This window comes from uncultured Microbacterium sp., assembly GCF_963524805.1.
In the GTDB taxonomy this organism is placed as follows: domain Bacteria; phylum Actinomycetota; class Actinomycetes; order Actinomycetales; family Microbacteriaceae; genus Microbacterium.
In genome coordinates, this window is record NZ_CAURGG010000015.1 from 1 (window position 1) to 26582 (window position 26582).

Genomic DNA, 26582 nt, shown 5'->3' on the forward strand with positions numbered 1-26582 from the left:
GCCGGGATCGACGGTGGGCTGCGGCGCGGGATCGACGCTCGGAAGCGGAGCGGGCAAAGGCAAAGGCAAAGGCAAGGACGACTGATACCTCCCGAGCGTCAGCCGGTGCGTGCCGACGTGCTCGCCTCCTTGGGCGTCGCCGGAAGGATGCGGAACTCGGGTGCCTGCGAGACCAGCAGCCAGGCGGGCAGCACGACGATGCACATCACCGGCAGAAGGGCGATGTCGCCGGGAATCGCGACGGCGATGAACAGGGCGAGCCATCCGTCGCGGGCGACCACGAGGACGATTCCCAGCACCGCGCACGCGACGACCAGGCTCATGTTCAGCGACGGGAACAGCGTGCTGATCAGCAGCCCGAGGGCGACGCCGATGAAGGTCGCGGGAAAGATCCGGCCGCCCCGGAACAGTGCCGACGCGGCGACGAGAAGCGCGACGATCTTGATCCCGGCGATGACGGCCAGCTGACCGGCGTCGTACTGCCCGGGGTCCTTCAAGAGCTCGCCCATCTGGGTGAGGCCCTTGAACATGGTGATCGGCCCACCGATGTAGCCCAGGATGCCGAGGATCAGTCCGCCGACCGTCGTGATGATGATCGGATGCCGCAGCGCGTGGAGCGCCCGGTAGACCACGGGGAAGGCTGCCAAGGCGGCGAGCCCGATCACGGTCACGGCGCACGCGACGAGGCTCCCGATGAGGATGTCCAGAGCCTGTGGGGGACCGTACGCGGGCATGGCGAAGGCGAACGGGGGCGCTCCGAGCAGGTGCATCGTGATGGATGCCGCGCCGGCCGCCGCGACCGGAAGAAAGAGCTTGTCCCAGAGCGAGCCGCCCCCGCGCACCGCTGCCACGAGTCCGGTGAAGACCAGGGCTGCGGCGACCGGCGTGCCGAACAGCGCCCCCACCGTCGCTGCGGCCGCCAGCATCATCGACACCTGGCCGGACACCTGCGGGATGAACCGCGCGAACACCGAGACGATGATCGCCGTGTTGATCGCGATGATCGGGTTCTCCGGCCCCAGGCTGACACCGCCGGCGAGGCCGAGCAGCGTGACGACGGCCAGGCCGGGCAGCGTGCGCAGCGGGAGCGGCTTGCCGACGAGCTCGGTCGTGGCCGAGTCCGGCCCGCCGTGCCCCGGCAGCACCTGAAGCGCGATGCCGACCGCGAGTCCGGTGACGGTCAGCACGAGGATGATCCACCACCCGTTCGGGTCGATGCCCATCGCGTCGGGAAGCGTGTCCCAGAGCACATCAGACAGCAGGTCGGCCGCTTGCTCCAGGGTCCAGAGGATCAGTGCGCACACGACGCCGACCAGCAGTGCCGGCACGGCCAGCAGCAGGAGGCGGCGGGGCGTGACGTTCGGGTCGGTCTCGGGTCGGGCGAGGGTCATGCGCGGAATTTACCACGCACCCTGTGAGGCCCAGAGGCCGGACGAGCCGAGCACCTTCTCGGGAGTGATCCGGATCACGACGCGGCGCGGGTTCGGCCGCGGCTGACGATAGCGACCGGCGTACAACGACACGGCGTGCGCTACGGCATCGGCTTCCCGCTCGATCACACCGCTCCCGGCGATGCTCAGCCACTGCGGTCCGCCGACCTGGGCGACCGTGGCGCGCGGGTCGCGCTCGATGTTGCGCACCTTCTGGCTGTGATCGCTCGTGATGATCCGGACGATGCCGTCGACGAAGGTGAATCCCACGGCAACGACGTGGATGCCGCCGCCCGGCCCCATGGTCGACAGCGTCGCCAAGTGGTAGTCCGACGCGAATCGTCTGCCGTCGTCCGTCAGAAGGGGGATGCGCATGGTTCCATCATGGATGCCGGAGGCCGGGGCGGATCGGGCGGCGAGAGCGGGGCTACGCTGGGGGGAGGGTCATGGCCCCGGCTGGGAAGGCACTCATGAAGATCACCTCGACCTCCGATTGGCGGAACGAGATCCCTTTCGAGACGCCCATGATCGTCGCCAGCGTCGTCCCCGGTGATCCGACGCGATGCTCGGTGTGCGGCGGCGATTCGCAGCTGCGGGCGCGAACCGAGCTCTGGGCCGTGAAGCACCGGCATCCCAATCAGCACGCCGGTTTCGTGCGGTTCTACTGCCAGGCCCATCTGCCGGTGCTCGAGCGGGTCGCGCCGGTCGAAACGCGGCGCACCGCCGCTCGCGCGGAGCGCGCAGCCGCGGTTCGCCGACCGGCCGCCGTCGACGCCGCCCCCCGCGCGATGTGCCCCGAGTGCTTCGTGGAGGTCTCGGCGACCGGCGAGTGCGGAATGTGCGGGCGTCAGGTCGCCTGACATCCGTCTCGCTTTCTGCCGCACCGATCGGTCAGGATCGGAGAAGTCCGCGGATGCGGCCATGCATAGCCTGGACGCAACGGTCCGGCCGCGGCCCGGACGACGAGGAAAGGTGGATCACGATGGCGAAATCCGAAGGCCTGAGCGCTGACGAACGCGAGGCGGTCAAGCAGCGCGCGAAGGAGCTTCGCGAGCAGGAGAAGGCGGGCAAGAACCGGGCTGCGGGTGAGAAGGCCGTGCTGGACGCGATCGCCGCACTCGTTCCCGAAGACAAAGCGCTCGCGGAGGGCTTCTACAAGACGGTGAGCGAAGTCGCTCCCGACCTCGTCCCGAAGACGTACTACGGCATGCCCGGCTTCGCGAACGGTGACGGCAAGATCGTGGTGTTCATGCAGCCGGCCCAGAAATTCAAGACGCGGTACTCGACGATCGGCTTCGAAGGCCCCGCGAACCTCGACGACGGCGATGTGTGGCCGGTGGCTTTCGCTGCCCACACGTGGACGCCGGTCGTCGAGAAGAAGCTCCGAGAGCTCGTCGCGCGCGCCGTCAGCTGAACGACCGACTGTCAAGCCCCTCACGGTCGCGAACCGCCGGGAGGCACGGTGGTCGCACGCTGTGATGGTGCGCACAAGACGGGAGGGCGTATCGATGACATCGGGAATCGGAGTCACCGGGGCTGAAGGAGACGACGGGGCGGCGGTCGAACAGGTCGTCCTCGATGTGAGGGACGAGATCCGTCAGGGTCACGTCGAAGACGATGTCACCCATGTCCTGGAGGATCGGCTGCACGAAGCAGGCGTCGATCTGCGGCCGGAGACGATCGATGAGCTCGCCGAGGACATCGAGAACGACGTCTCTGCCTGAGCGACGCCTTCACGGGCCCTACGGCCGCGCTCCCTCCTCGCGAGATGTGGTTCACTCGAACGGGGTCGAGATCTCGACCGGGTGGAGGGGCGGCAGTGTCGGGGACCGCGCATCTGCTGATCATCGCGGCGGCCGTGGCGATCAGTTCGGTTCCGATCCTGACGACGATCCTGATCCTGCTCTCGCCCAATCGCTCCCGCTCGGCGGTGCCGTTCCTGATCGGCTGGGTCGTCGGCATCGCGCTGACGGTCTCGGCGGCATCCCTCGTCGCGCAGGTCCTTCCCACGTCTCGCACTGATCGCCAGCCCGACACAGCCGTCGGGATCGCCGAGATCGTCGTCGGCGCGGCGGTCGTGCTGCTGGGGATCGTGTCGTTCTTCCGGCGTCGTCGGGGTGGCACGGCTCGGACCTCGAGGTTGGCCGGGGTGGAAGGCAAGCTCGGCCCCTCATCGGCCCTCGGACTGGGGTTCATCCTCAATCTCCGGCCGAAGGGCATCCTGCTCGCGATGGCCGGCGGCCTCACGCTGTATGCCGATGCGACATCGTTCCAGAGCTATGTGCTGCAGTGGGGCCTGTACACGCTCGTCGCCTCGACCACGGTGGCGCTGCCGATCATCGTCGCGGCAGCCTCGCCCGACAGGATGCAGCCTCGATTGGTCGCGGTGCACGAGTGGCTGACCCTGCGAGGCGGTGTCATCACCAGCGGCGTCCTCGCCGTTGTCGGCATCCTGATCATGGGCATGGGCATCGGCCGGCTGTGAGCGCCCGCGGTCCGGAGCGGGCGGTCCTCAGCCGCCGGATGCCGCCGGCGCGGTGATGGCGACCGGGAAGAAGGTTCGTATCAAGACCCAGCCCAGCGCGCCGCCGACCAGCTGCGCGCCGATGTAGGGCAGGACGGACGTGGGTGCGATGCCGGCGAAGGTGTCGCTGAAGGCGCGGCCGATGGTGATCGCGGGGTTGGCGAAGCTCGTCGACGAGGTGAAGAAGTATGCGGCGCCGATGTAGGCGCCGACAGCCGGTGCGGCCAGGTGTGAGCGGCCGGTGCGGACGAGGGCGAAGATCACCAACACCAGACCGGCAGTGGCGACGACTTCGGCGAGCAGGTGTGGCCAGGTTGCTCGATCAGTCGTGCTCCAGGCGACGCCCGGCTCAGCGAACATCAGGTTCGCGAGGATTGCGCCTCCGATGCATCCGAGGATCTGCGCGGGGATGTATGCCGTCGTGATCCCCACGCCCTTGCGATGCAGCAGGGCATCGACGATCGAGACCACCGGGTTGAAGTGGGCGCCGGAGACTGTTTGGAAGATCAGGATGAGTGCAGCCAGACCGAGCGCCGTGGCGAATGCGTTCTCGAAGAGAGCGAGACCGGTATCGGCGGGCGACAGGGTCTGTGCGGCGATGCCGGAGCCGATGACGACTGCGGCGAGCAGGGCGCTGCCGAGGAACTCGCCGGCGAGGGCGCGAGTGGTGTCCGGACTCACGACGCAGTGAGCAACTGCGAAACGCGATCGAGTGCGCCCGGAACGAGCGTGAAGTACGCCCAGGTCCCGCGCTTGCTGCGCGTGAGGAAGCCCGCTGCGGTGAGCACCTTCAGGTGGTGCGACACCGTCGGCTGGCTCAATCCCACCGGTTCGATCAGGTCGCACACGCACGCCTCCGAGCCTTCCGATGCCGCGACGATGGACAGCAGACGAAGGCGGGTCGGGTCAGCGAGTGCCTTCATCGTCGTGGCGAGCTGGTCCGCTTCGGCAGCCGACAACGGCTCGCGCTGCAGCGGAGTGCAGCAAACGCCTGCTGTGACGTCCGTCAGGTCGAGGGTCGTGGTCATACATCGACGATAGTCGATATTGACAGATGTCGATAGGGCGGGGCACAATCGGGTATCGACGTCCATCGATATTCTGCGGGAGGATGCTGTGACCCTGCTCGACCTGACGCCCCGCGCGGTGCAGAACGATCGCCTGACGACCCTTCCGGTCGCGATCATCGGTGCTGGCCCGATCGGCCTCGCCGCAGCCGCGCATCTTCTGGAACGCGGCATCGACTTCCTGATCTTCGAGGCGGGCGACGCCGCGGCCACGAGCGTTCGCGCGTGGGGCCACACTCGGCTGTTCTCGCCGTGGAAGCACCTGGTGGATCCGGCATCCCAGCGACTGCTCGAGGCCCAGGGCTGGGAGCTGCCGGATCCGGAGCGCGCTCCGAGCGGCACCGAACTCGTAGAGAAGTACGTCGCCCCGTTGGCCGCACTCGAGCCGATCGCCGCCCGACTGCGTACCGGGGTCGAGGTGCTCGGCGTCACCCGCGAGGGGATGGACCGCACGCGCAGTCGGGCGCGCTTCACCACGCCTTTTGCGCTCCGCGTTCGCAGCGCCGACGGAGCGATGGAGGAAATCGCCGCCCGCGCGGTGATCGACGCCTCCGGCACCTACCGGTCGCCGAATTCGTTGTCTTCGGGCGGGCTCGATCTTCTCGGGATGAGCGAGATCGCCGATCGGGTCATCGCCGCGCTGCCCGACGTGCTGGGCCGAGACCGCGCCCAGTTCGCCGGTCGTCACACGACCGTTGTCGGCGCGGGCCACTCCGCGGCCAACAGCCTCCTGGGGTTGGTGGAGCTCGCCCGGCAAGAGCCCGGTACCACCGTGACGTGGCTGATTCGCAACGCCCAGGCGGTGCGCGTCTCTTCGTCGGCCGACGACGAACTGGCCGACCGCGCCCGCCTCGGCAGCCGCGTCGACCAGGCGGTCGCCGACGGACGGGTCAACGTCCTCGACGGGTTCGAGATCATCCGCGCCCACCGCACCGGCGACACGGTCGAGCTCGTCGGCCGCCGTCGCGGGGAGGTCGTCACGCACCTGACCGACATGGTGGTGAACGCCACGGGCTTTCGCCCAGACCTCGGCATGCTGCGGGAGATCCGCCTGGAGCTCGACGACATCGTCGAAGCTCCCAAGCGGCTGGCGCCGCTCATCGACCCGAACGTGCACTCCTGTGGCACCGTCGAGCCGCACGGGTTCCGCGAACTCACCCACCCGGAGAAGGGGTTCTTCGTCGTCGGCATGAAGTCCTACGGACGCGCACCCACCTTCCTCCTCGCCACCGGCTACGAGCAGGTGCGGTCGGTGACCGCGTGGCTGGCAGGCGACACCGCCTCGGCATCCCGCGTGGAACTCGTGCTGCCCGCGACCGGGGTCTGCTCCACCGACGCGAGCGACGGAGGTGGATGCTGCTCGTGACGACCGTCCGCAGCATGCTCCCGTCCGACTGGGCGACTGTGCAGGAGATCTACCGCCATGGCATCGAGGACGGTGAGGCGACGTTCGAGACCCAGACGCCGACCTGGGAGGAATTCGACGCCGGCAAGATCACCGAGCCGCGCCTCGTCGTAATCGATGGCGGCGGACGCGTGCTCGGTTGGGCAGCTGCGTCACGCGTCTCGTCACGTGCGGCATACCGGGGTGTGATCGAGCACTCCGTCTACGTCCACCGCGACGCGCGCGGCCAGGGACTGGGCCGACTCCTGCTGGATGCTTTCGTCACAGCATCCGACCGAGCGGGAATCTGGACGATCCAGTCGAGCATCTTCCCTGAGAACGCCGCCAGCCTCCGCGCTCACCAAACGGCCGGCTTCCGCGTGATCGGGACCCGCGAGCGCATCGCACGGTCGCTGCTCGGCGCGCACGCGGGGCAGTGGCGCGACACCGTGTTGATCGAACGGCGCAGCACGGTGAATGGGGTCGTGAGGCAGTAAGGGCCCTCAGTTGCATAGACTGCACGCAGGTGCCCCGGACCCAGGCGTCACGTTCATCGTCACGCGATAAGGGGTCCAGAATGGCGAGCACTCCAACGTGCGAAGTGGCCTTGTCAGGTGCGGTCACGGCCCGGACGACATGAGCGACAGCGAGCATTCGTTCGGCAAGGCACTCTTCGGTACCCACTGGCGGTCCATCCAGCCGTTCCTTCGACAAGCGGGAGATCTGTGGCGCAAGCTCCTCCCCGGTGGACGTCGTCGACGCTGAGGGAAACGCCGAGAAGGAACGTGAGTGCGAGCGTCACCCCCTCCGCCCGCTGAACTGGTCATCGTCGAAGGCCGCTGCAAGGAGCGCGCCGATCTGGTGCACTCACGCCGGGTGGTGCTAAACCGGAGCGCGTGAACATTCGCAGAGCGATGCCCGTTGTCGTGACCGAAGACGCTGCGGCTGCGCGCTCGTTCTATGAGTCTTATCTGGGCTTCCGCGTCGCGATGGACGAGGACGGACTGCTCATGTTCGCGTCGCCGAGCACTCCGACGACGCAACTGATCGTGGCCTGGCGCAGTCCGACCGCAATCGATCCGGCGCTGACGTCGGTGAACATCTCGGTCGAGGTCGACGACGTGGACGCGGCGTACGCACGGGCGCGAGCGGACGGGACGGAGATCGTGCGGCCCATCCAGGACGAGCCGTGGGGCATTCGGCGCTTCTTCGTGCGCGACCCGGCCGGTCAGATCATCAACGTCGCGATGCACACAGGCCAAGACACCGCGTCACCGGACTCTGGAGCGTGACATGGTCGGTGACTGCGCTGGTTGGACCGCTACGCTCCGAAGGTGCGCCTCGGAGTCCTCGACATCGGCTCGAACACCGTTCACCTTCTCGTCGCGGATGTGCGACCCGGTGGACGCCCACTCGCGACCACGAGCCGGCGCACCGTTCTGCGGCTGATGCGATACCTCGATCCCGACGGCTCCATCACCGAAGAGGGCGTGCGCGCGCTCGTCGCCGCCGTCGCTGAGGCGTGCGCGGTGGCAGCTTCCGAGGGGGTCGACGAGTTGCTGGCCACGGCCACATCGGCGGTGCGCGAGGCCTCGAACGGCGTAGAGGTGATCGCCCGAATCGAGGAAGTGCTCGGCCAGAGCCTGGAAGTACTCGGCGGCGAAACGGAAGCTCGCTTCACCTTTCTCGCCGTACGCCGGTGGCTCGGCTGGGCGGCCGGACAGATTCTGCTCTTCGACATCGGCGGCGGCTCGCTGGAGGTTGCGGCCGGATCCGACGAACTTCCGGATGCCGCCGAATCCGTACCGCTGGGCGCCGGCCGCATGACCGTGCAGTTCCTTCCGGAGGATCCGCCCGGTCCCGACGCCCTCGATGCGCTGCGTCAGCACGCCGCGCGCACGCTCCTGCCTGTGGCCGAGCGCTTCGCTTCGCAGCCACGGCCCGACCACGTCGTCGGCTCGTCCAAGGCGATACGGTCCCTCGCCAAGCTCGCCGGCTATCCGGCACCCGGCTGGTCGAGCATCGAGCGCATGGTCCTGCCTCGGCGCGAGCTCAAGGCGTGGATTCCGCGCCTGGCCCGCATTCCGGCCGAGACACGTCAGGAGTTGCCCGGCATCACCGCTGACCGGACCTTCCAGATCGTCGCAGCAGCGGTCGTCCTGAACCAGGCGATGAAGGCGCTCGACGTGGAAGAGCTGGAAGTCAGCCCATGGGCGCTGCGCGAGGGCGTGTTGCTGCGCTACATCGAATCACTCTCGTGGAACGCACCCGCCGCGTGAGCTGACGGGAGGTGATGGCGCTCCAGCCAGTCAGAGGGGTGACGGCCCTCCCCTTCCCTGCGTCGGGGAGGGCTGTCGGCTCGGCCCGATCAGACCTTCGTGGTCTGGATCACCGCCGGGCGCGGGCCACCCCACTTGCCGCCTTCGAGCGCGCCCGGTGCGATGTAGTCGGGGAAGTAGGACCGCTGGGCTGCCCAGGTGCCGTTCTCGCCGGGATGCTGCACGGCCACGAACACGCTGGTGTCTGTGTCGTGGATCACAGGTCCGCAGGTCTCGGATTCGCGCGGCACTGACAGGAATTGCTGCACGCGCCCCCGCTCGGCGCCCTCGAGCGGCACCTTGAACAAGCCGTCGCAGTACCCGATGGTGCTCGGTGCACCGTCGGTGGAGATCCACAGGTTGCCCTCGGAGTCGAAGGCGATGTTGTCAGGGCACGAGATCGGCGAGACCTTGTCGGCCGGAAAGCCCGCGAAGTACGTCGACGCGTTGACCGCGGGGTCTCCGCACACCAGGAGGAGGCTCCAGCCGAACGTCGTCGCCGTCGCGTCGCCTGCGGCCTCCGTGATCTCGACGATGTGCCCGTCGCGGTTGGAGACGCGCGGGTTGACTTCCGTCGCTCCTTCCTTGCCGGCGGCACCGCGGTCGGTGTTGTTGGTGCATGCGATGTAGACGCGCCCCGTGGTCGGGTGAGGCTCGACGTCCTCGCAGCGGTCCATCTTGGTGGCGCCGACCGCATCCGCGGCAAGGCGGGTGTTGACCAGCACCTGCTCGGTGGTGAAACCGGCGACCTGGCTGGCACCATCCACGACGAGCGGGAGCCACTCGCCGGTGCCGTCGAACAGGCCGTCAGAGGGCAGCGCGCCCGTTCCGGTGATCTCGCTGACCGGCGAGTCGCCGGTGAAGCGGGCGACGTAGAGGTTGCCGGCGGTCAGGAGCTGCTTGTTGCTCTCGCGCGCCTTCGCGCTCGCTCCGTTGCGGAAGGTGCCCGCCGAGACGAACTTGTACAGGTAGTCGAACCGCTCGTCATCGCCCATGTAGGCCACGACGTGTCCGGTCTTGCCGACGATGACGTTGGCGCCCTCATGCTTGAACCGACCGAGAGCGGTGTGCTTGATCGGTGCCTCGTTCGGGTTCAGCGGGTCGACTTCGACGATCCACCCGAACCGGTTCGGCTCGTTCTCGTATCCGGCGTTGCGCGAATCGAATCGCGGGTCGATCTGCTCCCAGCCCCGCGATGTGGCGCGGTCGGTGAGTCCGTAGCGCCTGTCGCTCGCGGTGGTGCCCGCGCTGCGGAAGTAGCCGTTGAAGTTCTCTTCTCCGGAGAGCACCGTGCCCCATGGGGTCGTGCCGCCGGCGCAGTTGCCGAGCGTGCCGAGCGCGGTCGTCCCGGTGGGGTCGCTCGCGGTCTTGAGCAGATCGGAGCCGGCCGCGGGTCCGCTGAAGGTGAAGGGGGTGGATGCCGTGATTCGGCGATTCAGGGGGGCTCCCACGATGTAGCTCCACGGGCGGGTCTTCGCGGAGCGCGAGAGTTCGACGATCGCCATGCCGTGCGCCGCCATCCCGATGCGGCGCTGTTCGTCGAGTTCCTCCGCCGTTGCTGCGGGCGGGAACATGATGTTCTCGTTCGTGTACTCCTGGTTGGCCACGAGGATCGCGGAGCGACCGGAGGGGCCGGCGATGATGTCGAGATAGTCGTTGTTGTAGCCGAACTGGCGTTCCTGAAGCGCCGCCGTCTGATGTGCGGGATCGAATGCATCAGCCGTCGAGAACAGCGGGTCGCCCCATCGGATGATCGGTGTCCACTGGTAGCCCACCGGAACCACGAACTGGTCGATCACCGCCGGCACCGGCGCGATCGGTGCGAAGACGAGCTTGCCGCCGCCCTGAGCCGCCGAGGCGACGGGAGTGTCGCCGAGCGTCGCGTAGCCGATGACGACCGCGGAGCTCGCGACTGCGCCGGCGAGGAACCCGCGCCGCGAGAACGCGAGCCCTGCGACGTCGCGGAAGTACTCGTTCTCACTCGTGTTCGGCGCGGGGTGGAAGCAGGCGTTGTCGCATTTCAGCTCGCAGGTGACCGCGCTGCGCTTGCCGGTGGTGTGCCCGAGCATGGGGAGGAAGCGCCTCCGCGTGGCCTGTCCGTCAGCATCCGCGCTGTGCATGTTCACTCTGGTCTCCTTGCGATCGGGGGGAATCCTGGCCAGTGTGCCAGCGCCGGCCATCCCGTCCCACCGACGCGGGGGGACGGGATGGTGAACGACGGGTGAACCGCTTACCGGTTTGACGACGTCGATGGCGCCTTCGGGTAGCCCGCACCGGCGCGAAAGTCCAGCGCCTCCCTGCGTGCGTGTTCGGGGGCACAATCGATACGTGAGTCGCACGAACCCTCAGACCGAGTTCGAGGCACTCCTGTACCTGTCGGAGCGGCTGCATGCGCGCTTCCCCGATGTGGACGAGAGCGCATTGTTCGCGCTCATCGCCGAGGAGCTGGAGTCCTTCGACGGCGCCCGGCTGCGCGCGTACGTTCCCGTCCTCGTCGAGCACAGTGTGCTTCGCCGGCTCAAATCGTCACACGGCAAAGCCGCCTAGACCGGTCGACGCCGGACGGCGGCTTTGCGAACCGGGCGGCGAGCGCGGCGTGGGTCGGAACAGCACTTCTCATGCCGAACGCAGCTCTGAGGTCCGAACCGCATGCATGGTGTGCGCTTCAGCTGGCCATGCCCGTTCGAATCTGAGTGATCGCAGCGCTCGTCGAATGCACGTATTGCGGCAGCGAGCCCGGCTCTCCCGCCCATCTGCGTGCGACGGCATCCAGCGGAAAGGCGAGTGTCTTGAAGGAGTCGCCGTACAGCGCCAGACGCTGCCCACGCTTGTCGGTGACGTAGACCCATCGAAGTCCGAGGCGTGTGGCGAGATGGTGTCCGACCCCGGCTCCGACGAGATTGACGAGGGGCATGGGGTCCGCGCCGGCGAGTGTCCAGGTGCGGCGCGCGTGCTCCAGGAATTCGTCCAGGTCGGCAGGCTCGGTCGAGACTCCGAGCGTGCGCAAGGTCTCCACCAGCGATCCGACCCAGTCGGAGTCATCCTCGGTGAGTTCGGTGATCTCCTTCATGAGGCTCCTCGCCTGCGTCGGGGACGCTTCGAAGCACCATAGGCGAGCGAGGTGAACGGCATTCGAACGGCGTATTGCCGGATGCCGATGCCGATGCCGCTGAACCGCATTCCTTCAGGCAAGGACGCGATCGGCATGAACGCAATACACGAACTCGGGGCCGGTCTCTGAGAAATATTCGGGCCGGCCCTCGCTCCGCGGGGCATGCATGTGCCGCGGTCACCCGTCGGGGCAGCCACCGCTTGTTCGAGACGTATTGTCCTCCGCTCGCCCGGGATAAGTAAACCCACAAGCGTAAACCGCGCGGTGCGCCCATCGTCGCTGGGTGTAAGCCGAGGGTGCCTCCGATGGTCTCGCACCCTCCCAATCGAAGGAGCAGAGATGGGCGTGAAGACAGCAGTTGCCGTGGGTGCGGTCGGGGTGGCGGCGGTGGGGCTGGTGGCAAGATCACTGGTCAGGGAGAAGCAGGAGACCGACGGTGATGGTCGGCATCCGGATGGCTGGAAGGCGGTCACCATCCTGGGGGATCCGGCGGACTTCGCTCAGAACGGCTATCCCGAACCGCTGCGGCGGGTCGCGGATGCGCTGGACATTCGTGTTGACGCGGCCCCTGGCGACAAGGGCTTCGAGGTGCACGCGCGCCTGCGCGATGGTGCCGACGTCAAGGCCGTGATCGGCGACGAGGACCCGGATCAGGCTCTGCGCGTGGCGCTGCGTGACGCGAAGCAGCTGTTCGAGATGGGCGAGATCCTTCGCGCGACGCCCCGGCCTCACGGCCACAGCCCTCGAAGCAACCGGTCAGGAGAAGTCGACTGACGAGGCACCCTGGGCACCGAGCCATTCCGCGGAAAATCGGGGCCCTTCGGACATCGAAATCGGCGTGAACTGTGCCACCAACTGCGCCACGGAAAAATCGGGTCGCGATCCCTTGTCAGCACGGGGATCGGGGGAGCGGAGGATAGGGGATTCGAACCCCTGAGAGCTTTCACTCAACACGCTTTCCAAGCGTGCGCCATAGGCCACTAGGCGAATCCTCCGTGGCCCTGGTCGGGCCGTCGTCAATCCTACCTTGCGCGCGCCGTCGTTCCCGAACCCGCGTAGAGGCTCCCGGGACGGACGATGAGCGATCGCGGCACCAGGACGGCCAGCACCCTGCGGGGCGTGTCGACGCCGGCCAGGAGTGCGCCGCGCACGGTGGTGGCGGCATCCGCGATCGCATCGCCCTGCCAGAAGGCGTGCTTGCCCCCGGGCGCATAGCTCGCCCGCTCGATGGCGCTGATCAGCAGGCTCATCTCGGTCGCGGGCGCGCCGTGCTCCTGCACGAGCCGGGTGCCCAGCGCGCGCGGCGTCTCGCTCGCGGGCACATCGATCCCCAGGTCGATCGCCGCGTCCTGCACGGCGAGCCACGCTGCCGCGGCATCCCCGCTCCGTGCCGCCGCGAGCGTCTGGCGTCGGCGCAGTTCGCGCAGCAGCGCGGGAATCGCCAGGGCGAAGAGGATGCCGAGCATGACGGTCAGCGCAGGCAGCGGGTTCACGGCGGTGCCCGTCGCGCCCGCCTCGCCGCCGCCCTGCTCAGTGTCGGCCTGGTCGGGGTCCAGGCCCGCGCCGGGTGAGGCCGAGGATGTGGGCGCCGGCGTCGCCGCGGCAGGATCATCCGCTCCGCCCGGAGCTGAGCCCGCGGCCGTGAAGCTCGTCGGCACCCCCAGGCCGTTGGTCGGTTCGAACGGCACCCACCCGATGCCCTGGAACTGAACTTCGGGCCATGCGTGCAGTTGGCCGCTCGAGACCGAGTACACGGTCTCACGATCGATCGCGTCGCTCGTGGCGCTGCCCGGCAGGTAGCCCACAACGATGCGGCTGGGCATTCCGAGCGTGCGCGCCATGAGCGCGAAAGCCGAGGCGAAGTGGATGCAGTATCCCTCGCGCACCTCGAGGAACCGGGCGACCGCGTCGGTGCCCGACCCGTCGAACCCCTCCTCGACGGGTGCGTCCAGCGAGTACCGGAAGTCCGTCCCGCGGAACCACGTCTGCAGGGCCACCAGCGCGTCGTAGTCGTTGGTGGTGCCGGCGGTCACCTCGGCGGCGAGGTCGCCGACGAGCGGGGAGATCTCGTCCGGCAGCGCGGTGGTGCCGTCGCGCTGGTCGGGCCCGCCCGCCTGTGCCGCGCGGATCTGCTCCAGCGTCGGGCGGGGCACGTTCGTGACGACCTCGTAGTTCTGACCCTGCGTCGACGAGGCCTGCGTCACGACCGTGCGGTTGTACGGGGCGGCGGCCCAGCGTCCCTGCAGCCCGGTGACGGAGACTGCGGGGTAGGAGATCGGAAGCCACGGAGACGACAGGTTCGTGACCTCGACGCTCGTGGTGTATTCGATCACGCGGATGTCGGGGTTCACCTCGACTCCGCCGAGCGCGGTCTCGTTCTCGAGCGGGACCGTCCGCACCTTGTCGGGCTCCCAGACGCTGCCCTCGAGCTGCGAAAGCGTCGTCGCCCTCAGATACGGCGCGGTGGGCGCATCACTGCGCACCAGCATGACCTCGACTTCGCGCGGACGCCGGAGGTCATCGCCGAGCTGCAGTGTCGCGTCGATCCCCGGCCCGGTGCCCATCGTGCCGGAACCGGCTCGCGCGATCGGCTGCGGGAGCAGGGGGGTGGCGACCAGGGCCACGACGACCGCGATCGCGCCGATGCCCAGAGCAGTGGCGGGAACGCCGGCCGTGCGCGTCGCCTCACGACCCGTCGGCTCCTCCCGGGAGCGCGTGTCGGTGCGCATGAGGAACAGGATCGCCGCGGACAGCAGCACGAACGCCATCACGTCGACCTCGCCCGGCACGGCGATGGAGGGGATGAGCGAGACCGCGATGAGTCCGATGCCGGCCAGGAGCGGCATCCGGGCAGTGAGGACGACGTGGTCGACCACGATCGTGAGCAGCCCCGTGCCACCGACGATCAGAAGCGAGAGAGCCATGCTCGCGTTGAGCGGGGCCGCGCCGAGGGCGATCTCCTCACCGGCCGCCTGGAGGAGGCCGGGCACAGCGCGGACGGTCTGCGGCGTGGGGATGATCCACAGCAGCGCCGTGTCGCGAAGGAACACGAGCATCATGAACCCGACCCAGACGCCGGCCTCGATCAGGCTCACCGCCAGCGCGGGCAGCCGGTAGCGGCGTGCGATGAAGCCCGCGGCGAGCACGGCGACCGACAGCACGATCGCGCCCAGCAGCCAGCTGCTCGGACGCACCACCCGCATGAGCGGCAGCAGGGCGGCGAAGACCGCGACCAGCACGCCGATCGTGAGCGTCAGATCGGCGGCGCGGCGCGCCGGGCGCTCATCGGAGGGCATGGCTCACCCCCCGCTCGGCGGCACTGGACCAGGCGAGGGCGAGGTCGCCCTCGGGGTCGATGGCGGCGGCGTGCCAGCCGAGTTCCGCGGCGCGCTCGAGCGAGTCGGCGACCGGCGAGACCGCCAGCAGCAGCGCGAGGGTGCTGTGGTGCGCCACCGAGGCGACGGTCTCGGCATCCGCCGGATCGAAGCGGCCGACGACGAGCACGACCGGACCCGTCATGACTCCGGCGAAGACGCGCCCCAGCTTGCCGAGGTGGTCGTCCCGCCTCGCCGTGAGGCTCGCGAACTGGTTGACCATCCCTTCGACCTCGGTCATGTCGCCGCCGTCCATGCGCTCGGCCAGCACGGTGCCGTCGGAGTCGATCACCTCGACGGCATAGCCGTCGTGCACGAGCCGGCTGACAACCGACACGCACGCAGAGACCGCAGCCTCGAAGCCGGGGTCGGTGCCCGGCGCCTGCATCGCCTCGGGCGAGAAGCGCAGCACGCCGCGGTCCATCACCACCGTCGCCTCGGGCGTGGACTCCTGCTCCTCCTGGCGCACCATGAGCTCGTCACGGTGCGCGGTCGCCCGCCAGTGGATGCGGCGCATCGAGTCGCCGGCGACCCAGGGCCGCGCGATGAGGTTGTCCGCGCCCTGACCGAGCTGGTTGTTCGTGGTGTGCAGCGTTCCGCCCGCTTCGCCGGCGAAGTTGGTCAGCGCAGGAAGATCGACGACGGCCGGGGCGACGGTCACCGGCGTGCGCTCGCCGAAGACGGTGGTGCGCCGCGCCAGGCCGAACGGGTCGGTCGAGGTCACCTGCAGCGGGCCGATGGGATGGATGCCGCGCCGCACGCCGGTGACCACGTAGGAGAGCTGCACGATGCGCTCGGCACCGCGAAGGCCTGAGCCGAGCGCCGGGAACACTCCGTTCGCCGCGGCTGACAGGCCTTTGGGCACGGTGTCGCGCCACGTGCCCGGTGCCGTGGGCAGCGCGGTGCGCACGCCGACGCGGACCGTGACCAGCGAATCGCGCCCGACCGTCGCGACGTCCGGCGAGAGCGAGCGGGTGACGGTGTCGGTGCGGCGGGTCAGGTACAGCGACGCGACGCTGGCGACGAGCACGGCGATCAGGAGGATGCCGAAGTACATCAGCTCCACGATCCCGACCTCGTTCGCGATGACGAAGCAGGCCACGGCGAGCACCGCGGCACCCGTGCCGCGGACGGTCAGGGGCCACAGGCGTCTCATCGAAGCCTCACTGGCGCGCGGCGATGGGAACGCGAACGTTCGCGGCGATGCGCTCCAGGATCGCGGCGATCGCATCGGCGGTGGTGCGGGCGCGTGCGCCACCGGCCGACCGGGTGGGGATCAGCCGGTGCGAGAACACCGGAATGAGAAGAGCGGTGATGTCATCGGGGATCACGAAGCCGCGTCCATCCAGCGCCGCCCACACCTTCGCCGCGCGGATCAGCTGGAGCGTCGCCCGCGGGCTGGCCCCGAGTCGCAGATCGGAGTGCGTGCGCGTCGCGCCGGCGAGGGCGACGGCGTAGTCCTCGATCGTCGGAGCGACGTGCACCGCCCGCGCCCAGCCGATCAGCTGGGAGATCTTGGCGGACGTCGCAACGGGCGCGATCGCCTCCAGCGGGTTGACGACGTCGCGTTGGCGCAGCATGAGCGCTTCGCTGCGCGGATCGGGGTAGCCCATCGAGATGCGCATCATGAAGCGGTCGCGCTGCGCTTCGGGCAGCGCGTAGGTGCCCTCCATCTCGAGCGGGTTCTGCGTCGCGACGACCAGGAAAGGCTCGGGCAGCATGTGCGTGCGACCGTCGACGGTGACCTGACCCTCCTCCATCGCCTCCAGCAGCGCGGACTGCGTCTTGGGTGAGGAGCGGTTGATCTCGTCGGCGATCACGATGTGCGCGAAGATCGCCCCCGGCTTGAACTCGAACTCGCGGTCGACCGGGTTGAACACGCTCACCCCGGTCACATCGCCGGGCAGAAGATCCGGCGTGAACTGGATGCGGCGCACGGTGGCGTCGACGGATGCGGCGAGGGCGCGCGCCAGCATGGTCTTGCCCACGCCAGGGACGTCCTCGATCAGCAGATGCCCTTCGGCGAGCAGGCACACCAGCGCACTGCGCACGGCATCCGGCTTGCCGTCGATCACGCGCCCGACCGAGGCGAGGATCCCGTCCGTGACCCGGGCGAAGCCCTCGGCGGTCATCTCTCCGGTCGCGCCGGCAGCGGCATCCGTCATCGCCGTCTCAGCCACGTGCGACCCCCCATCGATCGGCGTCCGCGGGCATCCTCACCCACCCGTCGATCGTAACCCGCAGCTGTGCGCCATGGGTCTGGGAGATGGCTGTCCATCCCGCGGCAGGCGGCGCGCCGGGCGGGATCGGTGGGGCACGACCGGCGGCGGATCGAGCGTGGTCGCAGGTCTTGTTAGACTTGTGTCAGCTCTCCGCGAGGCGGCATCCAGGCCAACTCCCCCAGGACGGAAACGTAGCAAGGGTAACCAGGCTCTGCCGGGTTCGCGGAGAGTCTCAATTTTCCCGCCGCGTCGCTCAGTGCCGGAGCGCACCTGCGGAGAACGGGCCGTCGATCGCCGCCCAGTGCAGCAGCATGATCGTCTTGGCGTCTTGGATGCGGCCGTCGCGGATCATGGCGAGCGCCTCGTCGAAGTCGATCTCGAGCACGTCGATCTCCTCGCCCTCCTCCTCCAGTCCTCCGCCGGAGCCCGTGCGCGATGCCGCATCGTACGCCGCGGCGAAGAAGTGGATGCGCTCGGTGACGGAGCCGGGGCTCATGTACACGTCGTAGACGTGCTGGAGTTCGCCGATCGCCACACCCGTCTCCTCGGCGGCCTCCCGTCGGATCGCCGTGGCGGCATCGTCCTCGTCGAGGAGCCCGGCGGCGGTCTCGATGAGCATGCCGTCGGGGTGGTCGTTGACGTAGACGGGGTAGCGGAACTGGCGCGTGAGCAGAACGGTCCGCCGGTCGCGCTCGTACAGCAGCACGGTCGCGCCGTTTCCGCGATCGTACGTCTCGCGCTGCTGCCGCGACCACGATCCGTCGGCTCCGCGGTACTCCAGAGTCGTGCGCCGCAGCACGTGCCAGCCCGCCGCCAGCAGCTCCACGTCCACCACGCGCACCCGCGGATTCCCGGTCAGGTCGCGACCGGTCCGGTCCAGTCCGGTGCGCCCTCGATGATCGGGGACATCGACGCCGGGAAGAGGGGAGCGGGATGCCGGTGCGGTCATGACCGGGAGCCTAACGCCCGGGGACGCGGGCCTAGTGTGGGAGCGTGACGCAGAGCATCTTCATCACATCGGCGGAGGGGCACTCCGGCAAGTCCACGGTCGCGCTGGGCGTGCTCGACGCCCTCAGCCACGCGACGCCGAGAGTGGGCGTGTTCCGCGCGATCGCGCGGTCGACGCTCGAGCGCGATTACGTCCTCGAGATGCTCCTGGACCACGACGGCGTCGATCTGGACTACGACGAGTGCGTGGGCGTCACCTATGACGACGTGCGGGCCGACCCCGAGGCGTCGCTCGCGGCGATCGTCGAGCGCTTCAAAGCCGTCGAGGCGCAGTGCGACGCGGTCGTCGTGCTCGGCAGCGACTACACCGACGTCGGCAGCCCGGCCGAGCTCGCCTACAACGCCCGCATCGCCGCCAACCTCGGCGCTCCGGTGCTGCTCGTGCTGGGCGGCCGCTCGACGCAGGATGAGACCCAGCCCGAGCTGCTCGGCTCCTCCCTCCCGCGCACCGCGTCCGAGATGGGCCAGATCGCGGACCTCGCACTGACCGAGATGGCGCACGGACGCGCCGAGCTGTTCGCGGTCGTGGCCAATCGCGCCGATCCCGACACCGCACCTGCCGCGATCGCCGCGATCGAGCGGTCGCTGGCCGCCTGGCTCGGACCCGCGCACGAGAAGGTCCCGGTCTGGGCGATCCCCGAAGACCGGCTGCTGGTTGCGCCGTCGATGCGCGGCATCATGCGCTCGGTACGGGGCGAGCTGCTCGCCGGCGACCCCGATCGCCTCACCAGGGAGGCCCTGGGCGTCGTCGTCGCCGGCATGTCCATGGTGAACGTGCTGCCGCGCCTGCTCGAGGGCTCGGTCGTGGTGATTCCGGCCGACCGGTCCGAAGTGCTCCTCGCGACCCTTCTGGCCAACGCCTCCGGGACCTTCCCGTCCATCTCGGGGATCGTGCTCAACGGCGGCTTCGAGCTGCCCGAGCCCATCATGCGGCTGCTGGACGGTCTCGGCTCCAACGTCCCGATCATCACGACCGACCTCGGCACGTACGAGACCGCCGTGCGCATCATGAGCACGCGCGGACGCCTGGCCGCGGACTCGCAGCGCCGCTACGACACGGCCCTGTCGCTGTTCGAGACCAATGTCGACACCGACGAGCTCCTGCGTGCCTTCGGCGTCGCTCGGGCGACCGTGGTCACTCCACTCATGTTCGAGTTCCAGCTCATCGAGCGCGCCCGCTCCGAGCGCAAGCGCATCGTGCTGCCCGAGGGCGACGATGACCGGGTCCTGCGCGCAGCCGCCACGGTCCTCAAGCGCGGCATCGCGGATCTCGTGATCCTGGGCGAGCCGTTCGAGGTGCGCGCCCGCGCGATCGAGCTGGGCATCGACATCCAGCGGGCCGAGGTGCTCTCGCCGTTCGATGCGGTGCACGTGGCGCGCTTCGCAGAGGAGTACGAGCGGCTGCGCGCGCACAAGGGCGTGACCTACGCGCAAGCGGCGGACACCGTGACCGATGTGTCGTACTTCGGAACGCTCATGGTGCATCTCGGACTGGCCGACGGCATGGTCTCGGGAGCCGTGCACACGACAGCCCACACGATCCGTCCCGCGTTCGAGATCATCAAGACCAGGCCCGGGGTGTCGGTGGTCTCCTCGGTGTTCCTCATGGCGCTCGCCGATCGCGTGCTGGTCTACGGCGATTGCGCGGTCATCCCCGATCCGACCTCGGAGCAGCTCGCAGACATCGCGGTCTCGTCCGCGGCCACGGCGGCCCAGTTCGGCATCGAGCCGCGCATCGCGATGCTGTCGTACTCGACGGGGGAGTCCGGCTCGGGCGCCGAGGTCGAGAAGGTCCGCGCCGCGACCGCACTGGTGCGCGAGCGCGCTCCGAAGCTGCTCGTCGAGGGGCCGATCCAGTACGACGCCGCCGCCGACGTGGCCGTCGCCGCCGCCAAGATGCCGGGATCGGAAGTGGCGGGCCGGGCGACGGTGTTCATCTTCCCCGACCTGAACACGGGCAACAACACGTACAAGGCGGTGCAGCGCTCGGCCGGCGCCGTCGCGATCGGGCCCGTGCTGCAGGGTCTGAACAAGCCGATCAACGACCTTTCACGCGGAGCGCTGGTGGATGACATCGTCAACACGATCGCGATCACCGCGATCCAGGCGCAGGGCGAGGCTTCCGCATGACCTTGACTCCCGTCCGCATCGCGCATGTCCCACTTTTTGTCGGATGGAGCGCTTCAGAACGGCGAAAAGTGGGACATGAAGAGCGAGGGGGCGGCGAATGAGCGTCGTCCTGGTGGTCAACAGCGGGTCGTCGTCGTTCAAATACCAATTGATCGACATGGATGCCGAGACCGTCCTGGCATCCGGACTGGTGGAGCGCATCGGGGAACCCGTCGGTCGTTCCACCCACACCGTTTACGCACCGCAGACCGGTGGACCCGCTCCGACGATGCTCGACGCGACGTGGGAGCGCGAACTGCCGATCCCCGACCACACCGCCGGCTTCGCCGTGATGATCGATGCGTTCGCGCAGAACGGACCCGCTCTCGTGGAGAACCCGCCGGCGGCCGTCGGTCATCGTGTGGTGCACGGCGGCGCGCGATTCTTCGAGCCGACGCTGATCACGCCCCTCGTGGAGATGAGCATCGACGAGCTCTCGGTGCTCGCGCCGCTGCACAATCCCGCGAACCTCTCCGGCATCGTGGCGGCGAAGAAGGCTTTCCCGGATGTGCCGCACGTCGCGGTCTTCGACACCGCCTTCCATCAGACCCTCCCGCGCGCCGCATACACGTATGCGATCGATGCCGAGCTGGCCGCCGCGCACCGCATCCGCCGGTATGGATTCCATGGCACGTCGCACAAGTTCGTCAGCGAAGCCGCGGCGGACTATCTGGGCAAGCCGCTGGGCGAGCTGCGCCAGATCGTGTTCCATCTCGGCAACGGCGCCTCGGTCACCGCGATCGACGGGGGACGCTCGGTGGAGACGTCGATGGGTCTGACCCCCCTCGAAGGCCTGGTCATGGGCACGCGCTCGGGCGACATCGATCCCGCGGTGCTGTTCCATCTCGCGCGCCGCGCACACCTGTCCATCGACGATCTCGATGACCTCCTGAACAAGCGCAGCGGGCTGCTCGGGCTCTCCGGGACGGCGGACTACCGCGACATCCGCGCGGCGATCCAGCGCGGCGACGACACTGCACTGCTCGCGTTCGAGGTGTACGTGCACCGCCTGCGCGCGTATGCGGGCGCATACCTCGCTCAGCTCGGCGGCGTCGATGTCATCTCCTTCACCGCGGGCGTGGGCGAGAACACCCCCGCGGTGCGCGCCGCGGCGCTCGAGACGCTCGGCTTCGCCGGGGTGGAGATCGACCCCGCACGCAACGAGGCGCCGGGCCGCGGCATCCGGGTGATCTCCTCGGACTCGTCGCGGGTGAGCGTGCTCATCGTGCCGACCAACGAGGAGCTCGAGATCGCACGGCAGACCCTGGAAGCCGCGGGAATCTGACGATCCGACGGCCCCCTCGCGGTTACCGCGCCGGAGCCCGTCGGACTACGCTGGCAGGACGGCACGAAGTGGCGCCCGACCTTCACATCCACCCTCGCCCGGAGGCTCACGCGTGGCTCACGACTCCCTGCCCGATCTCACGTCGTACGACGCCGTCCTGTTCGATCTGGACGGCGTCCTGACGCCCACCGCCGAAGTGCACATGCACGCCTGGCAGACGATGTTCGAAGAGCTCTTCGCGGCGTGGGACATTCAGCCGCCCTACACCGAGCGCGACTACTTCGACCATCTGGACGGCAAGAAGCGCTACGACGGCGTCGCGAGCCTCCTGCGCAGCCGGGACGTCGAGGTGCCGTGGGGCGATCCCTCCGACGATCCCTCCGCGAACACGGTGTGCGGGATCGGCAACCGCAAGAACGAGGTGTTCTCGCGCGTGCTCCGCGCGGAGGGCATCGTGGCCTACCCGGGCTCGGTCGCTCTGCTGGACCAGCTCGACGCGGCCGGCATACCGACCGCCGTCGTCTCGAGCTCGAAGAACGCCGAAGAAGTTTTGCGATCGGCCGGGCTGCGTGAGCGGTTCACCGTCGTCATGGACGGTGTCATCGCCGAACGCGACCACCTGGCCTCCAAGCCTGCGCCCGACGTCTTCGTCGAAGGGGCGCGCATGCTGGGCGTCGACCCCGCCCGCAGCGCGGCGATCGAAGACGCCATCAGCGGTGTGCAGTCCGCGGCGGCCGGAGGGTTCGCACTCGTGATCGGCGTGGACCGCGGCACCGGCCCTGACGAGCTGCGCGCGGCCGGGGCCGACCTCGTCGTGGACGACCTCGCGGAACTGGTCGGGCCCGCCGGCTCCGGACCGGCATCCGACTCGGACTCCGACTCTCTGGAGAGCCCCGCATGATGGAGCGCGACCGATTCCCCGTCGACCCGTGGTCCCTGATCGAGAACAGTTTCTCCTCGGATGACGTCGGGGTGACCGAGACCCTGTTCTCGGTGGGGAACGGCTACCTCGGGCTGCGCGGCAACCACATCGAGGGGCGGTTCGCGCAGGAGCACGGCACCTTCATCAACGGGTTCCACGAGACCTTCCCGATCCGGCATGCGGAGCAGGCCTACGGCTTCGCCGAAGTCGGCCAGACCATCATCAACTCGCCCGACGCGAAGATCATGCGCGTGTACGTCGACGACGAGCCGCTGTCGCTGGACGTCGCCGACGTCCGCGAGTACGAGCGCCGCCTCGACCTGCGCGCGGGAGTCCTGCACCGCCGCGTGCGCTGGACGACGCCCTCCGGCAAGGACGTGCTCATCGAGGACGACCGCCTGGTGTCCTTCGAGGAGAAGCACCTCGCGATCCTGCGGCTGGAGGTGACGGTCCTCAACGCCGACGCCCCGGTCACCATCAACTGCCAGGTGCTCAACCGCCAAGACGGCGAGAACGTCTACGGCGGAACTCCGAGTGCCACGAAGAAGGCGGGTTTCGACCCGCGCAAGGCCGAGCGCATCCAGGAGCGCGTCCTGCAGCCCGAGGAGTACTGGCAAGACGGCGGGCGTTCGGCGCTGTCCTACCGGGTGACCGACTCCGGCATGACCCTCGCCGTCGTGGCCGATCACCTGATCGAGACCGAGAACGAGTACAACGCCCGCAAGCTCGTCGAGCCCGACATCGCCAAGAACGTGTTCCGCGTGCAGGCGAAAGCGGGCGTCCCGATCCGCGTGACCAAGCTCGTGAGCTATCACACCTCCCGCGGGGTGCCGGCGCGCGAGCTCGTCGACCGCTGCCGCCGCACCCTCGACCGCGTCGAGATCGAGGGCGTCGAGCGCCAGTACGAGCGCCAGCGCGTCTGGCTCGACGGATTCTGGGATCGCTCCGACGTCTGCATCGGCGGCCACGACGACCTGCAGCAGGCCACCCGCTGGTGCCTGTTCCAGCTCGCGCAGGCCGCGGCCCGCGCCGACGGCCAGGGTGTGCCGGCCAAGGGCGTCACCGGCTCGGGATACAGCGGCCACTACTTCTGGGACACTGAGATCTACGTGCTGCCGTTCCTCGCTTACACGACGCCGCTGTGGGCGCGCAACGCGATCCGGATGCGGTACCTCATGCTTCCGGCCGCGAGGCGGCGGGCGCACCAGCTCAACGAGCACGGGGTGCTCTTCCCCTGGCGGACGATCAACGGCGAGGAGGCTTCGGCGTATTACGCCGCCGGCACCGCGCAGTACCACATCAACGCCGACGTGAGCTTCGCCCTCGCCAAGTACGTGCGGGCCACGGGCGACGTCGAGTTCCTGCACCGGGAGGGTGTCGACATCGCCGTGGAGACGGCGCGCCTGTGGGCGACACTCGGCTTCTGGCGCACGAACGACAGCGACGGCGAAGAGTCGTTCCACATCCACGGGGTCACCGGCCCCGACGAGTACACGACGGTCGTCAACGACAATCTGTTCACGAACGTCATGGCGCGCTTCAACCTGCGCTTCGCCGCGCGCACGGTCCGCGAGATGGCCGACGACGACCCGGAGGCCTACCGGCTCATGGTCGACCGCCTGCGACTGGATCCGTCGGAGGCCGAGGCGTGGGACCGCGCGGCCGAGGCGATGCACATCCCGTTCAGCCCGGCCCTCGGCATCCATCCGCAGGATGCGGTCTTCCTCGAGCGCGAGGTGTGGGATCTCGAGCACACGCCGGCCGAACAGCGTCCGCTGCTGCTGCACTTCCACCCACTCGTGATCTACCGCTACCAGGTGCTCAAGCAGGCCGACGTCGTGCTCGCGCTGTTCCTGCAGGGCAACCACTTCTCCGACGAGGACAAGCTCGCCGACTTCGAGTACTACGACCCGCTGACGACCGGCGACTCGACGCTCTCTGCCGTCGTGCAGGCGATCCTCGCCGCGGAAGTGGGCTACCAGGATCTGGCGCTGGAGTACTTCCGGGAGTCGATCTTCGTCGACCTGGGAGATCTCCATCACAACGCCTCCGACGGCGTGCACGTGGCCTCGGCAGGCGGCGTCTGGACCGCGCTCGTCTGCGGCTTCGGCGGCATGCGCGATCACTTCGGCGAGCTCTCCTTCGATCCCCGTCTGCCGGCGGACTGGCCCGAGCTGTCCTTCACGCTGCACTGGCACGGCACGCCCCTGCGCGTGCGCCTGACCCGCGATGCGCTGACGGTCTCCGCCGAGGAGGGCGAACCGCTCGTGTTCAGCGTGCGCGGCACCGCCTACGCGGTCGGACCGGGGGAACACGTCGTCGTCCCGCTCGACGGGCAGGGTCCGGTGATCCCGGGACGGCCCTCGCTGAAGCAGTTCGCCGACGTGCGCCGAGAGGACGGCACACTGCTGTCCGCGTCGGTGCCGACGGTGACCACGACGATCCCCATCATCGGCAGCGGAGCGGACGTCGAGCACGGCGCGGACGCGTGATAGCGCTCACCCGCCGTCGCGGACGGGCCCATCCGGACGGCATGTCGCACCCACGTCGTAGGGTGGGTGCGTGACGACCGCTCTGTACCGCCGATATCGTCCTGAGACGTTCGGCGAGATGATCGGCCAGTCCCAGGTGACCGAGCCGCTCATGACCGCCCTGCGCGGTGATCGCGTGGGCCACGCCTACCTCTTCTCCGGCCCGCGCGGCTGCGGCAAGACGACGTCGGCGCGGGTGCTGGCCCGGTGCCTGAACTGCGCCGCCGGTCCCACCGACGTGCCGTGCGGCGTCTGCGACAGCTGCGTGGAGCTCGGGCGCGACGGCGGCGGGTCCCTCGACGTCGTCGAGATCGACGCCGCGAGCCACAACGGCGTCGACGACGCGCGCGACCTGCGCGAGCGTGCGGTGTTCGCACCCGCGCGCGACCGCTTCAAGATCTTCATCCTGGATGAGGCGCACATGGTGACCCCGCAGGGGTTCAACGCGCTGCTGAAGCTGGTCGAAGAGCCGCCCGATCACGTCAAGTTCATCTTCGCCACGACCGAGCCCGAGAAGGTCATCGGCACGATCCGTTCGCGCACCCACCACTACCCGTTCCGGCTGGTGCCGCCCGCGCCGATGCTCGAATACGTGCAGAGCCTGTGCGAGACCGAAGGCGTCACCGCCGAGCCCGGTGTTCTCTCGCTCGTCGTCCGTGCCGGCGGCGGGTCGCCGCGCGACACGCTGTCGCTGCTGGACCAGCTGATCGCCGGGTCGGAGGGCACCGTGGTGACGTATGCGCGCGCGGTCGCCCTGCTGGGATACACGCACGCCGAGCTTCTCGATGAGGTCGTCGACGCGTTCGGCGAGGGCGACCCGGCCGCGGCGTTCGCGGCGGTGGACCGTGTCGTGCAGACCGGTCAGGATCCACGCCGCTTCGTCGATGACCTGCTCGAGCGACTGCGCGATCTGATCGTGATCGCCGCGACCGGACAGGGCGCGGCGTCCGTGCTGCGGGGGGTGCCCCCGGAAGAACTCGCGCGCATGATGCGGCAGGCCGACGTGTACGGGTCGCTGCGGCTCTCGCGCACCGCCGATCTGGTGATCGCGACCCTGGACGAGATGACGGGGGCGACCTCGCCGCGGCTGCAGCTCGAGCTCATGGTGGCCCGCGTGCTGGCGCAGACCGGAGCGGCGGCATCCGGTTCCGGGTCCGTCGGCGTCGGTTCCGGCGTGCCGGCCGCGGCGCCCGCTTCCGCGCCCACGGCGCCCGCCAGGGCGCCTGCTCCCGCGCC

At 69.1% G+C, this 26582-nt stretch carries 25 protein-coding genes, 1 tRNA gene and 1 other RNA gene; 16 read left to right on the plus strand and 11 right to left on the minus strand.

Annotated elements, in window-relative coordinates; genetic code table 11:
• Nucleotides 1-98 precede the first annotated feature (98 nt).
• Nucleotides 99-1391 (minus strand): ion channel protein, encoded by a 1293-nt coding sequence (locus RWQ91_RS16900; RefSeq protein WP_314508334.1) that lies wholly within the window; start codon nt 1389-1391, stop codon nt 99-101.
• A 9-nt stretch (nt 1392-1400) separates the two neighbouring features.
• A complete protein-coding gene (locus RWQ91_RS16905) occupies nt 1401-1805 on the minus strand; it encodes a PPOX class F420-dependent oxidoreductase (protein WP_314508335.1) in 405 nt (134 codons plus the stop codon).
• Nucleotides 1806-1900: 95 nt separating this feature from the next.
• Here RWQ91_RS16905 and RWQ91_RS16910 point away from each other — a divergent pair, with 95 nt between their 5' ends.
• From RWQ91_RS16910 to RWQ91_RS16925, 4 genes are all read left to right on the plus strand, one after another.
• The gene (locus RWQ91_RS16910) at nt 1901-2290 is read left to right on the plus strand and encodes a glucose-6-phosphate dehydrogenase (protein ID WP_314508337.1); all 390 of its coding nucleotides are present in this window, start codon (nt 1901-1903) and stop codon (nt 2288-2290) included.
• A gap of 122 nt (nt 2291-2412) precedes the next feature.
• Complete coding sequence (locus RWQ91_RS16915) at nt 2413-2844, plus strand: hypothetical protein (protein WP_314508338.1); 432 nt, start codon at nt 2413-2415, stop codon at nt 2842-2844.
• 94 nt (nt 2845-2938) lie between these two features.
• Entirely contained in the window at nt 2939-3154 is a 216-nt protein-coding gene (locus tag RWQ91_RS16920; protein WP_314508340.1) for a hypothetical protein, read from the plus strand.
• Between the two features lie 95 nt (nt 3155-3249).
• Nucleotides 3250-3915, plus strand: a complete 666-nt coding sequence (locus RWQ91_RS16925) for a GAP family protein (protein ID WP_314508341.1) — start codon at nt 3250-3252, stop codon at nt 3913-3915.
• A gap of 27 nt (nt 3916-3942) precedes the next feature.
• Here RWQ91_RS16925 and RWQ91_RS16930 read toward each other — a convergent pair whose 3' ends face one another.
• Both RWQ91_RS16930 and RWQ91_RS16935 read right to left on the minus strand, forming a co-directional pair.
• The gene (locus RWQ91_RS16930; protein ID WP_314508343.1) at nt 3943-4635 is read right to left on the minus strand and encodes an aquaporin; all 693 of its coding nucleotides are present in this window, start codon (nt 4633-4635) and stop codon (nt 3943-3945) included.
• Nucleotides 4632-4982 carry a metalloregulator ArsR/SmtB family transcription factor gene (locus RWQ91_RS16935; RefSeq protein WP_314508345.1) on the minus strand — a complete coding sequence of 117 codons (351 nt, stop codon included), beginning with the start codon at nt 4980-4982 and terminating at the stop codon, nt 4632-4634. The genes RWQ91_RS16930 and RWQ91_RS16935 overlap by 4 nt, the downstream gene beginning before the upstream one ends.
• A gap of 88 nt (nt 4983-5070) precedes the next feature.
• Between RWQ91_RS16935 and RWQ91_RS16940 the strand changes: the two genes are divergently transcribed.
• The 4 genes from RWQ91_RS16940 to RWQ91_RS16955 all read left to right on the plus strand — a co-directional run bounded on the left by RWQ91_RS16940 (nt 5071) and on the right by RWQ91_RS16955 (nt 8684).
• Nucleotides 5071-6387: an NAD(P)-binding domain-containing protein gene (locus RWQ91_RS16940; protein WP_314508347.1), complete on the plus strand. Its 1317-nt coding sequence runs from the start codon at nt 5071-5073 to the stop codon at nt 6385-6387.
• Nucleotides 6375-6902 (plus strand): GNAT family N-acetyltransferase, encoded by a 528-nt coding sequence (locus tag RWQ91_RS16945; protein WP_314508349.1) that lies wholly within the window; start codon nt 6375-6377, stop codon nt 6900-6902. The genes RWQ91_RS16940 and RWQ91_RS16945 overlap by 13 nt, the downstream gene beginning before the upstream one ends.
• Nucleotides 6903-7301: 399 nt before the next feature.
• Entirely contained in the window at nt 7302-7697 is a 396-nt protein-coding gene (locus tag RWQ91_RS16950) for a VOC family protein (protein WP_314508351.1), read from the plus strand.
• Nucleotides 7698-7739: 42 nt separating this feature from the next.
• Nucleotides 7740-8684 carry a Ppx/GppA phosphatase family protein gene (locus RWQ91_RS16955; protein ID WP_314508353.1) on the plus strand — a complete coding sequence of 315 codons (945 nt, stop codon included), beginning with the start codon at nt 7740-7742 and terminating at the stop codon, nt 8682-8684.
• Nucleotides 8685-8773: 89 nt separating this feature from the next.
• Here RWQ91_RS16955 and RWQ91_RS16960 read toward each other — a convergent pair whose 3' ends face one another.
• Complete coding sequence (locus tag RWQ91_RS16960) at nt 8774-10843, minus strand: PhoX family phosphatase (RefSeq protein WP_314508374.1); 2070 nt, start codon at nt 10841-10843, stop codon at nt 8774-8776.
• Nucleotides 10844-11051: 208 nt separating this feature from the next.
• Between RWQ91_RS16960 and RWQ91_RS16965 the strand changes: the two genes are divergently transcribed.
• Nucleotides 11052-11270, plus strand: coding sequence for a three-helix bundle dimerization domain-containing protein (locus tag RWQ91_RS16965; protein WP_314508354.1), 219 nt, complete (start codon nt 11052-11054; stop codon nt 11268-11270).
• 118 nt (nt 11271-11388) lie between these two features.
• On the opposite strand, the gene RWQ91_RS16970 is transcribed toward RWQ91_RS16965, so the two are convergent.
• The gene (locus tag RWQ91_RS16970; RefSeq protein ID WP_314508356.1) at nt 11389-11793 is read right to left on the minus strand and encodes a DUF3806 domain-containing protein; all 405 of its coding nucleotides are present in this window, start codon (nt 11791-11793) and stop codon (nt 11389-11391) included.
• A 405-nt stretch (nt 11794-12198) separates the two neighbouring features.
• Here RWQ91_RS16970 and RWQ91_RS16975 point away from each other — a divergent pair, with 405 nt between their 5' ends.
• Nucleotides 12199-12609: a hypothetical protein gene (locus tag RWQ91_RS16975; protein ID WP_314508358.1), complete on the plus strand. Its 411-nt coding sequence runs from the start codon at nt 12199-12201 to the stop codon at nt 12607-12609.
• A gap of 136 nt (nt 12610-12745) precedes the next feature.
• Here the strand turns inward: RWQ91_RS16975 and RWQ91_RS16980 are convergent.
• The 4 genes from RWQ91_RS16980 to RWQ91_RS16995 all read right to left on the minus strand — a co-directional run bounded on the left by RWQ91_RS16980 (nt 12746) and on the right by RWQ91_RS16995 (nt 17374).
• A tRNA-Ser gene (locus RWQ91_RS16980) sits at nt 12746-12830 on the minus strand.
• A gap of 27 nt (nt 12831-12857) precedes the next feature.
• The gene (locus tag RWQ91_RS16985; protein WP_314508360.1) at nt 12858-15131 is read right to left on the minus strand and encodes a DUF3488 and transglutaminase-like domain-containing protein; all 2274 of its coding nucleotides are present in this window, start codon (nt 15129-15131) and stop codon (nt 12858-12860) included.
• Nucleotides 15118-16365: a DUF58 domain-containing protein gene (locus RWQ91_RS16990; protein WP_314508362.1), complete on the minus strand. Its 1248-nt coding sequence runs from the start codon at nt 16363-16365 to the stop codon at nt 15118-15120. Before RWQ91_RS16990 ends, RWQ91_RS16985 begins: the two co-directional genes overlap by 14 nt.
• 7 nt (nt 16366-16372) lie before the next feature.
• Nucleotides 16373-17374 carry an AAA family ATPase gene (locus RWQ91_RS16995; RefSeq protein ID WP_399546723.1) on the minus strand — a complete coding sequence of 334 codons (1002 nt, stop codon included), beginning with the start codon at nt 17372-17374 and terminating at the stop codon, nt 16373-16375.
• A gap of 198 nt (nt 17375-17572) precedes the next feature.
• On the opposite strand from RWQ91_RS16995, the gene ffs reads away from it, so the two are divergent.
• Nucleotides 17573-17669: signal recognition particle sRNA small type (ffs, locus tag RWQ91_RS17000), an RNA gene on the plus strand.
• 15 nt (nt 17670-17684) lie between these two features.
• Here ffs and RWQ91_RS17005 read toward each other — a convergent pair.
• Complete coding sequence (locus tag RWQ91_RS17005) at nt 17685-18380, minus strand: NUDIX domain-containing protein (protein ID WP_314508364.1); 696 nt, start codon at nt 18378-18380, stop codon at nt 17685-17687.
• 44 nt (nt 18381-18424) lie between these two features.
• Between RWQ91_RS17005 and pta the strand changes: the two genes are divergently transcribed.
• From pta to RWQ91_RS17030, 5 genes are all read left to right on the plus strand, one after another.
• Nucleotides 18425-20569 (plus strand): phosphate acetyltransferase, encoded by a 2145-nt coding sequence (pta, locus tag RWQ91_RS17010; protein ID WP_314508366.1) that lies wholly within the window; start codon nt 18425-18427, stop codon nt 20567-20569.
• A gap of 97 nt (nt 20570-20666) precedes the next feature.
• Nucleotides 20667-21893 carry an acetate kinase gene (locus RWQ91_RS17015; RefSeq protein ID WP_314508368.1) on the plus strand — a complete coding sequence of 409 codons (1227 nt, stop codon included), beginning with the start codon at nt 20667-20669 and terminating at the stop codon, nt 21891-21893.
• Between the two features lie 112 nt (nt 21894-22005).
• Complete coding sequence (locus RWQ91_RS17020; RefSeq protein WP_314508369.1) at nt 22006-22794, plus strand: beta-phosphoglucomutase family hydrolase; 789 nt, start codon at nt 22006-22008, stop codon at nt 22792-22794.
• Entirely contained in the window at nt 22791-25307 is a 2517-nt protein-coding gene (locus RWQ91_RS17025; RefSeq protein ID WP_314508370.1) for a glycosyl hydrolase family 65 protein, read from the plus strand. The genes RWQ91_RS17020 and RWQ91_RS17025 overlap by 4 nt, the downstream gene beginning before the upstream one ends.
• Before the next feature lie 70 nt (nt 25308-25377).
• Nucleotides 25378-26582 (plus strand): DNA polymerase III subunit gamma and tau (locus tag RWQ91_RS17030; RefSeq protein WP_314508372.1); only part of this gene is annotated, 1205 nt, incomplete at its 3' end.

Excerpts from the sequence above, each read along its gene's own strand:
- RWQ91_RS16905 (WP_314508335.1), bottom strand. The coding sequence starts at position 1,805 with ATGCGCATCCCCCTTCTGACGGACGACGGCAGACGATTCGCGTCGGAC.
- RWQ91_RS16920 (WP_314508340.1), top strand. The coding sequence starts at position 2,939 with ATGACATCGGGAATCGGAGTCACCGGGGCTGAAGGAGACGACGGGGCG.
- RWQ91_RS16985 (WP_314508360.1), bottom strand. The coding sequence starts at position 15,131 with ATGCCCTCCGATGAGCGCCCGGCGCGCCGCGCCGCCGATCTGACGCTC.
- RWQ91_RS16935 (WP_314508345.1), bottom strand. The coding sequence starts at position 4,982 with ATGACCACGACCCTCGACCTGACGGACGTCACAGCAGGCGTTTGCTGC.
- RWQ91_RS17015 (WP_314508368.1), top strand. The coding sequence starts at position 20,667 with ATGAGCGTCGTCCTGGTGGTCAACAGCGGGTCGTCGTCGTTCAAATAC.
- RWQ91_RS16900 (WP_314508334.1), bottom strand. The coding sequence starts at position 1,391 with ATGACCCTCGCCCGACCCGAGACCGACCCGAACGTCACGCCCCGCCGC.
- RWQ91_RS16995 (WP_399546723.1), bottom strand. The coding sequence starts at position 17,374 with ATGACGGATGCCGCTGCCGGCGCGACCGGAGAGATGACCGCCGAGGGC.
- RWQ91_RS16915 (WP_314508338.1), top strand. The coding sequence starts at position 2,413 with ATGGCGAAATCCGAAGGCCTGAGCGCTGACGAACGCGAGGCGGTCAAG.
- RWQ91_RS16910 (WP_314508337.1), top strand. The coding sequence starts at position 1,901 with ATGAAGATCACCTCGACCTCCGATTGGCGGAACGAGATCCCTTTCGAG.
- RWQ91_RS16970 (WP_314508356.1), bottom strand. The coding sequence starts at position 11,793 with ATGAAGGAGATCACCGAACTCACCGAGGATGACTCCGACTGGGTCGGA.
- RWQ91_RS17005 (WP_314508364.1), bottom strand. The coding sequence starts at position 18,380 with ATGACCGCACCGGCATCCCGCTCCCCTCTTCCCGGCGTCGATGTCCCC.
- RWQ91_RS17025 (WP_314508370.1), top strand. The coding sequence starts at position 22,791 with ATGATGGAGCGCGACCGATTCCCCGTCGACCCGTGGTCCCTGATCGAG.
- RWQ91_RS16960 (WP_314508374.1), bottom strand. The coding sequence starts at position 10,843 with ATGCACAGCGCGGATGCTGACGGACAGGCCACGCGGAGGCGCTTCCTC.
- RWQ91_RS16945 (WP_314508349.1), top strand. The coding sequence starts at position 6,375 with ATGCTGCTCGTGACGACCGTCCGCAGCATGCTCCCGTCCGACTGGGCG.
- RWQ91_RS16990 (WP_314508362.1), bottom strand. The coding sequence starts at position 16,365 with ATGAGACGCCTGTGGCCCCTGACCGTCCGCGGCACGGGTGCCGCGGTG.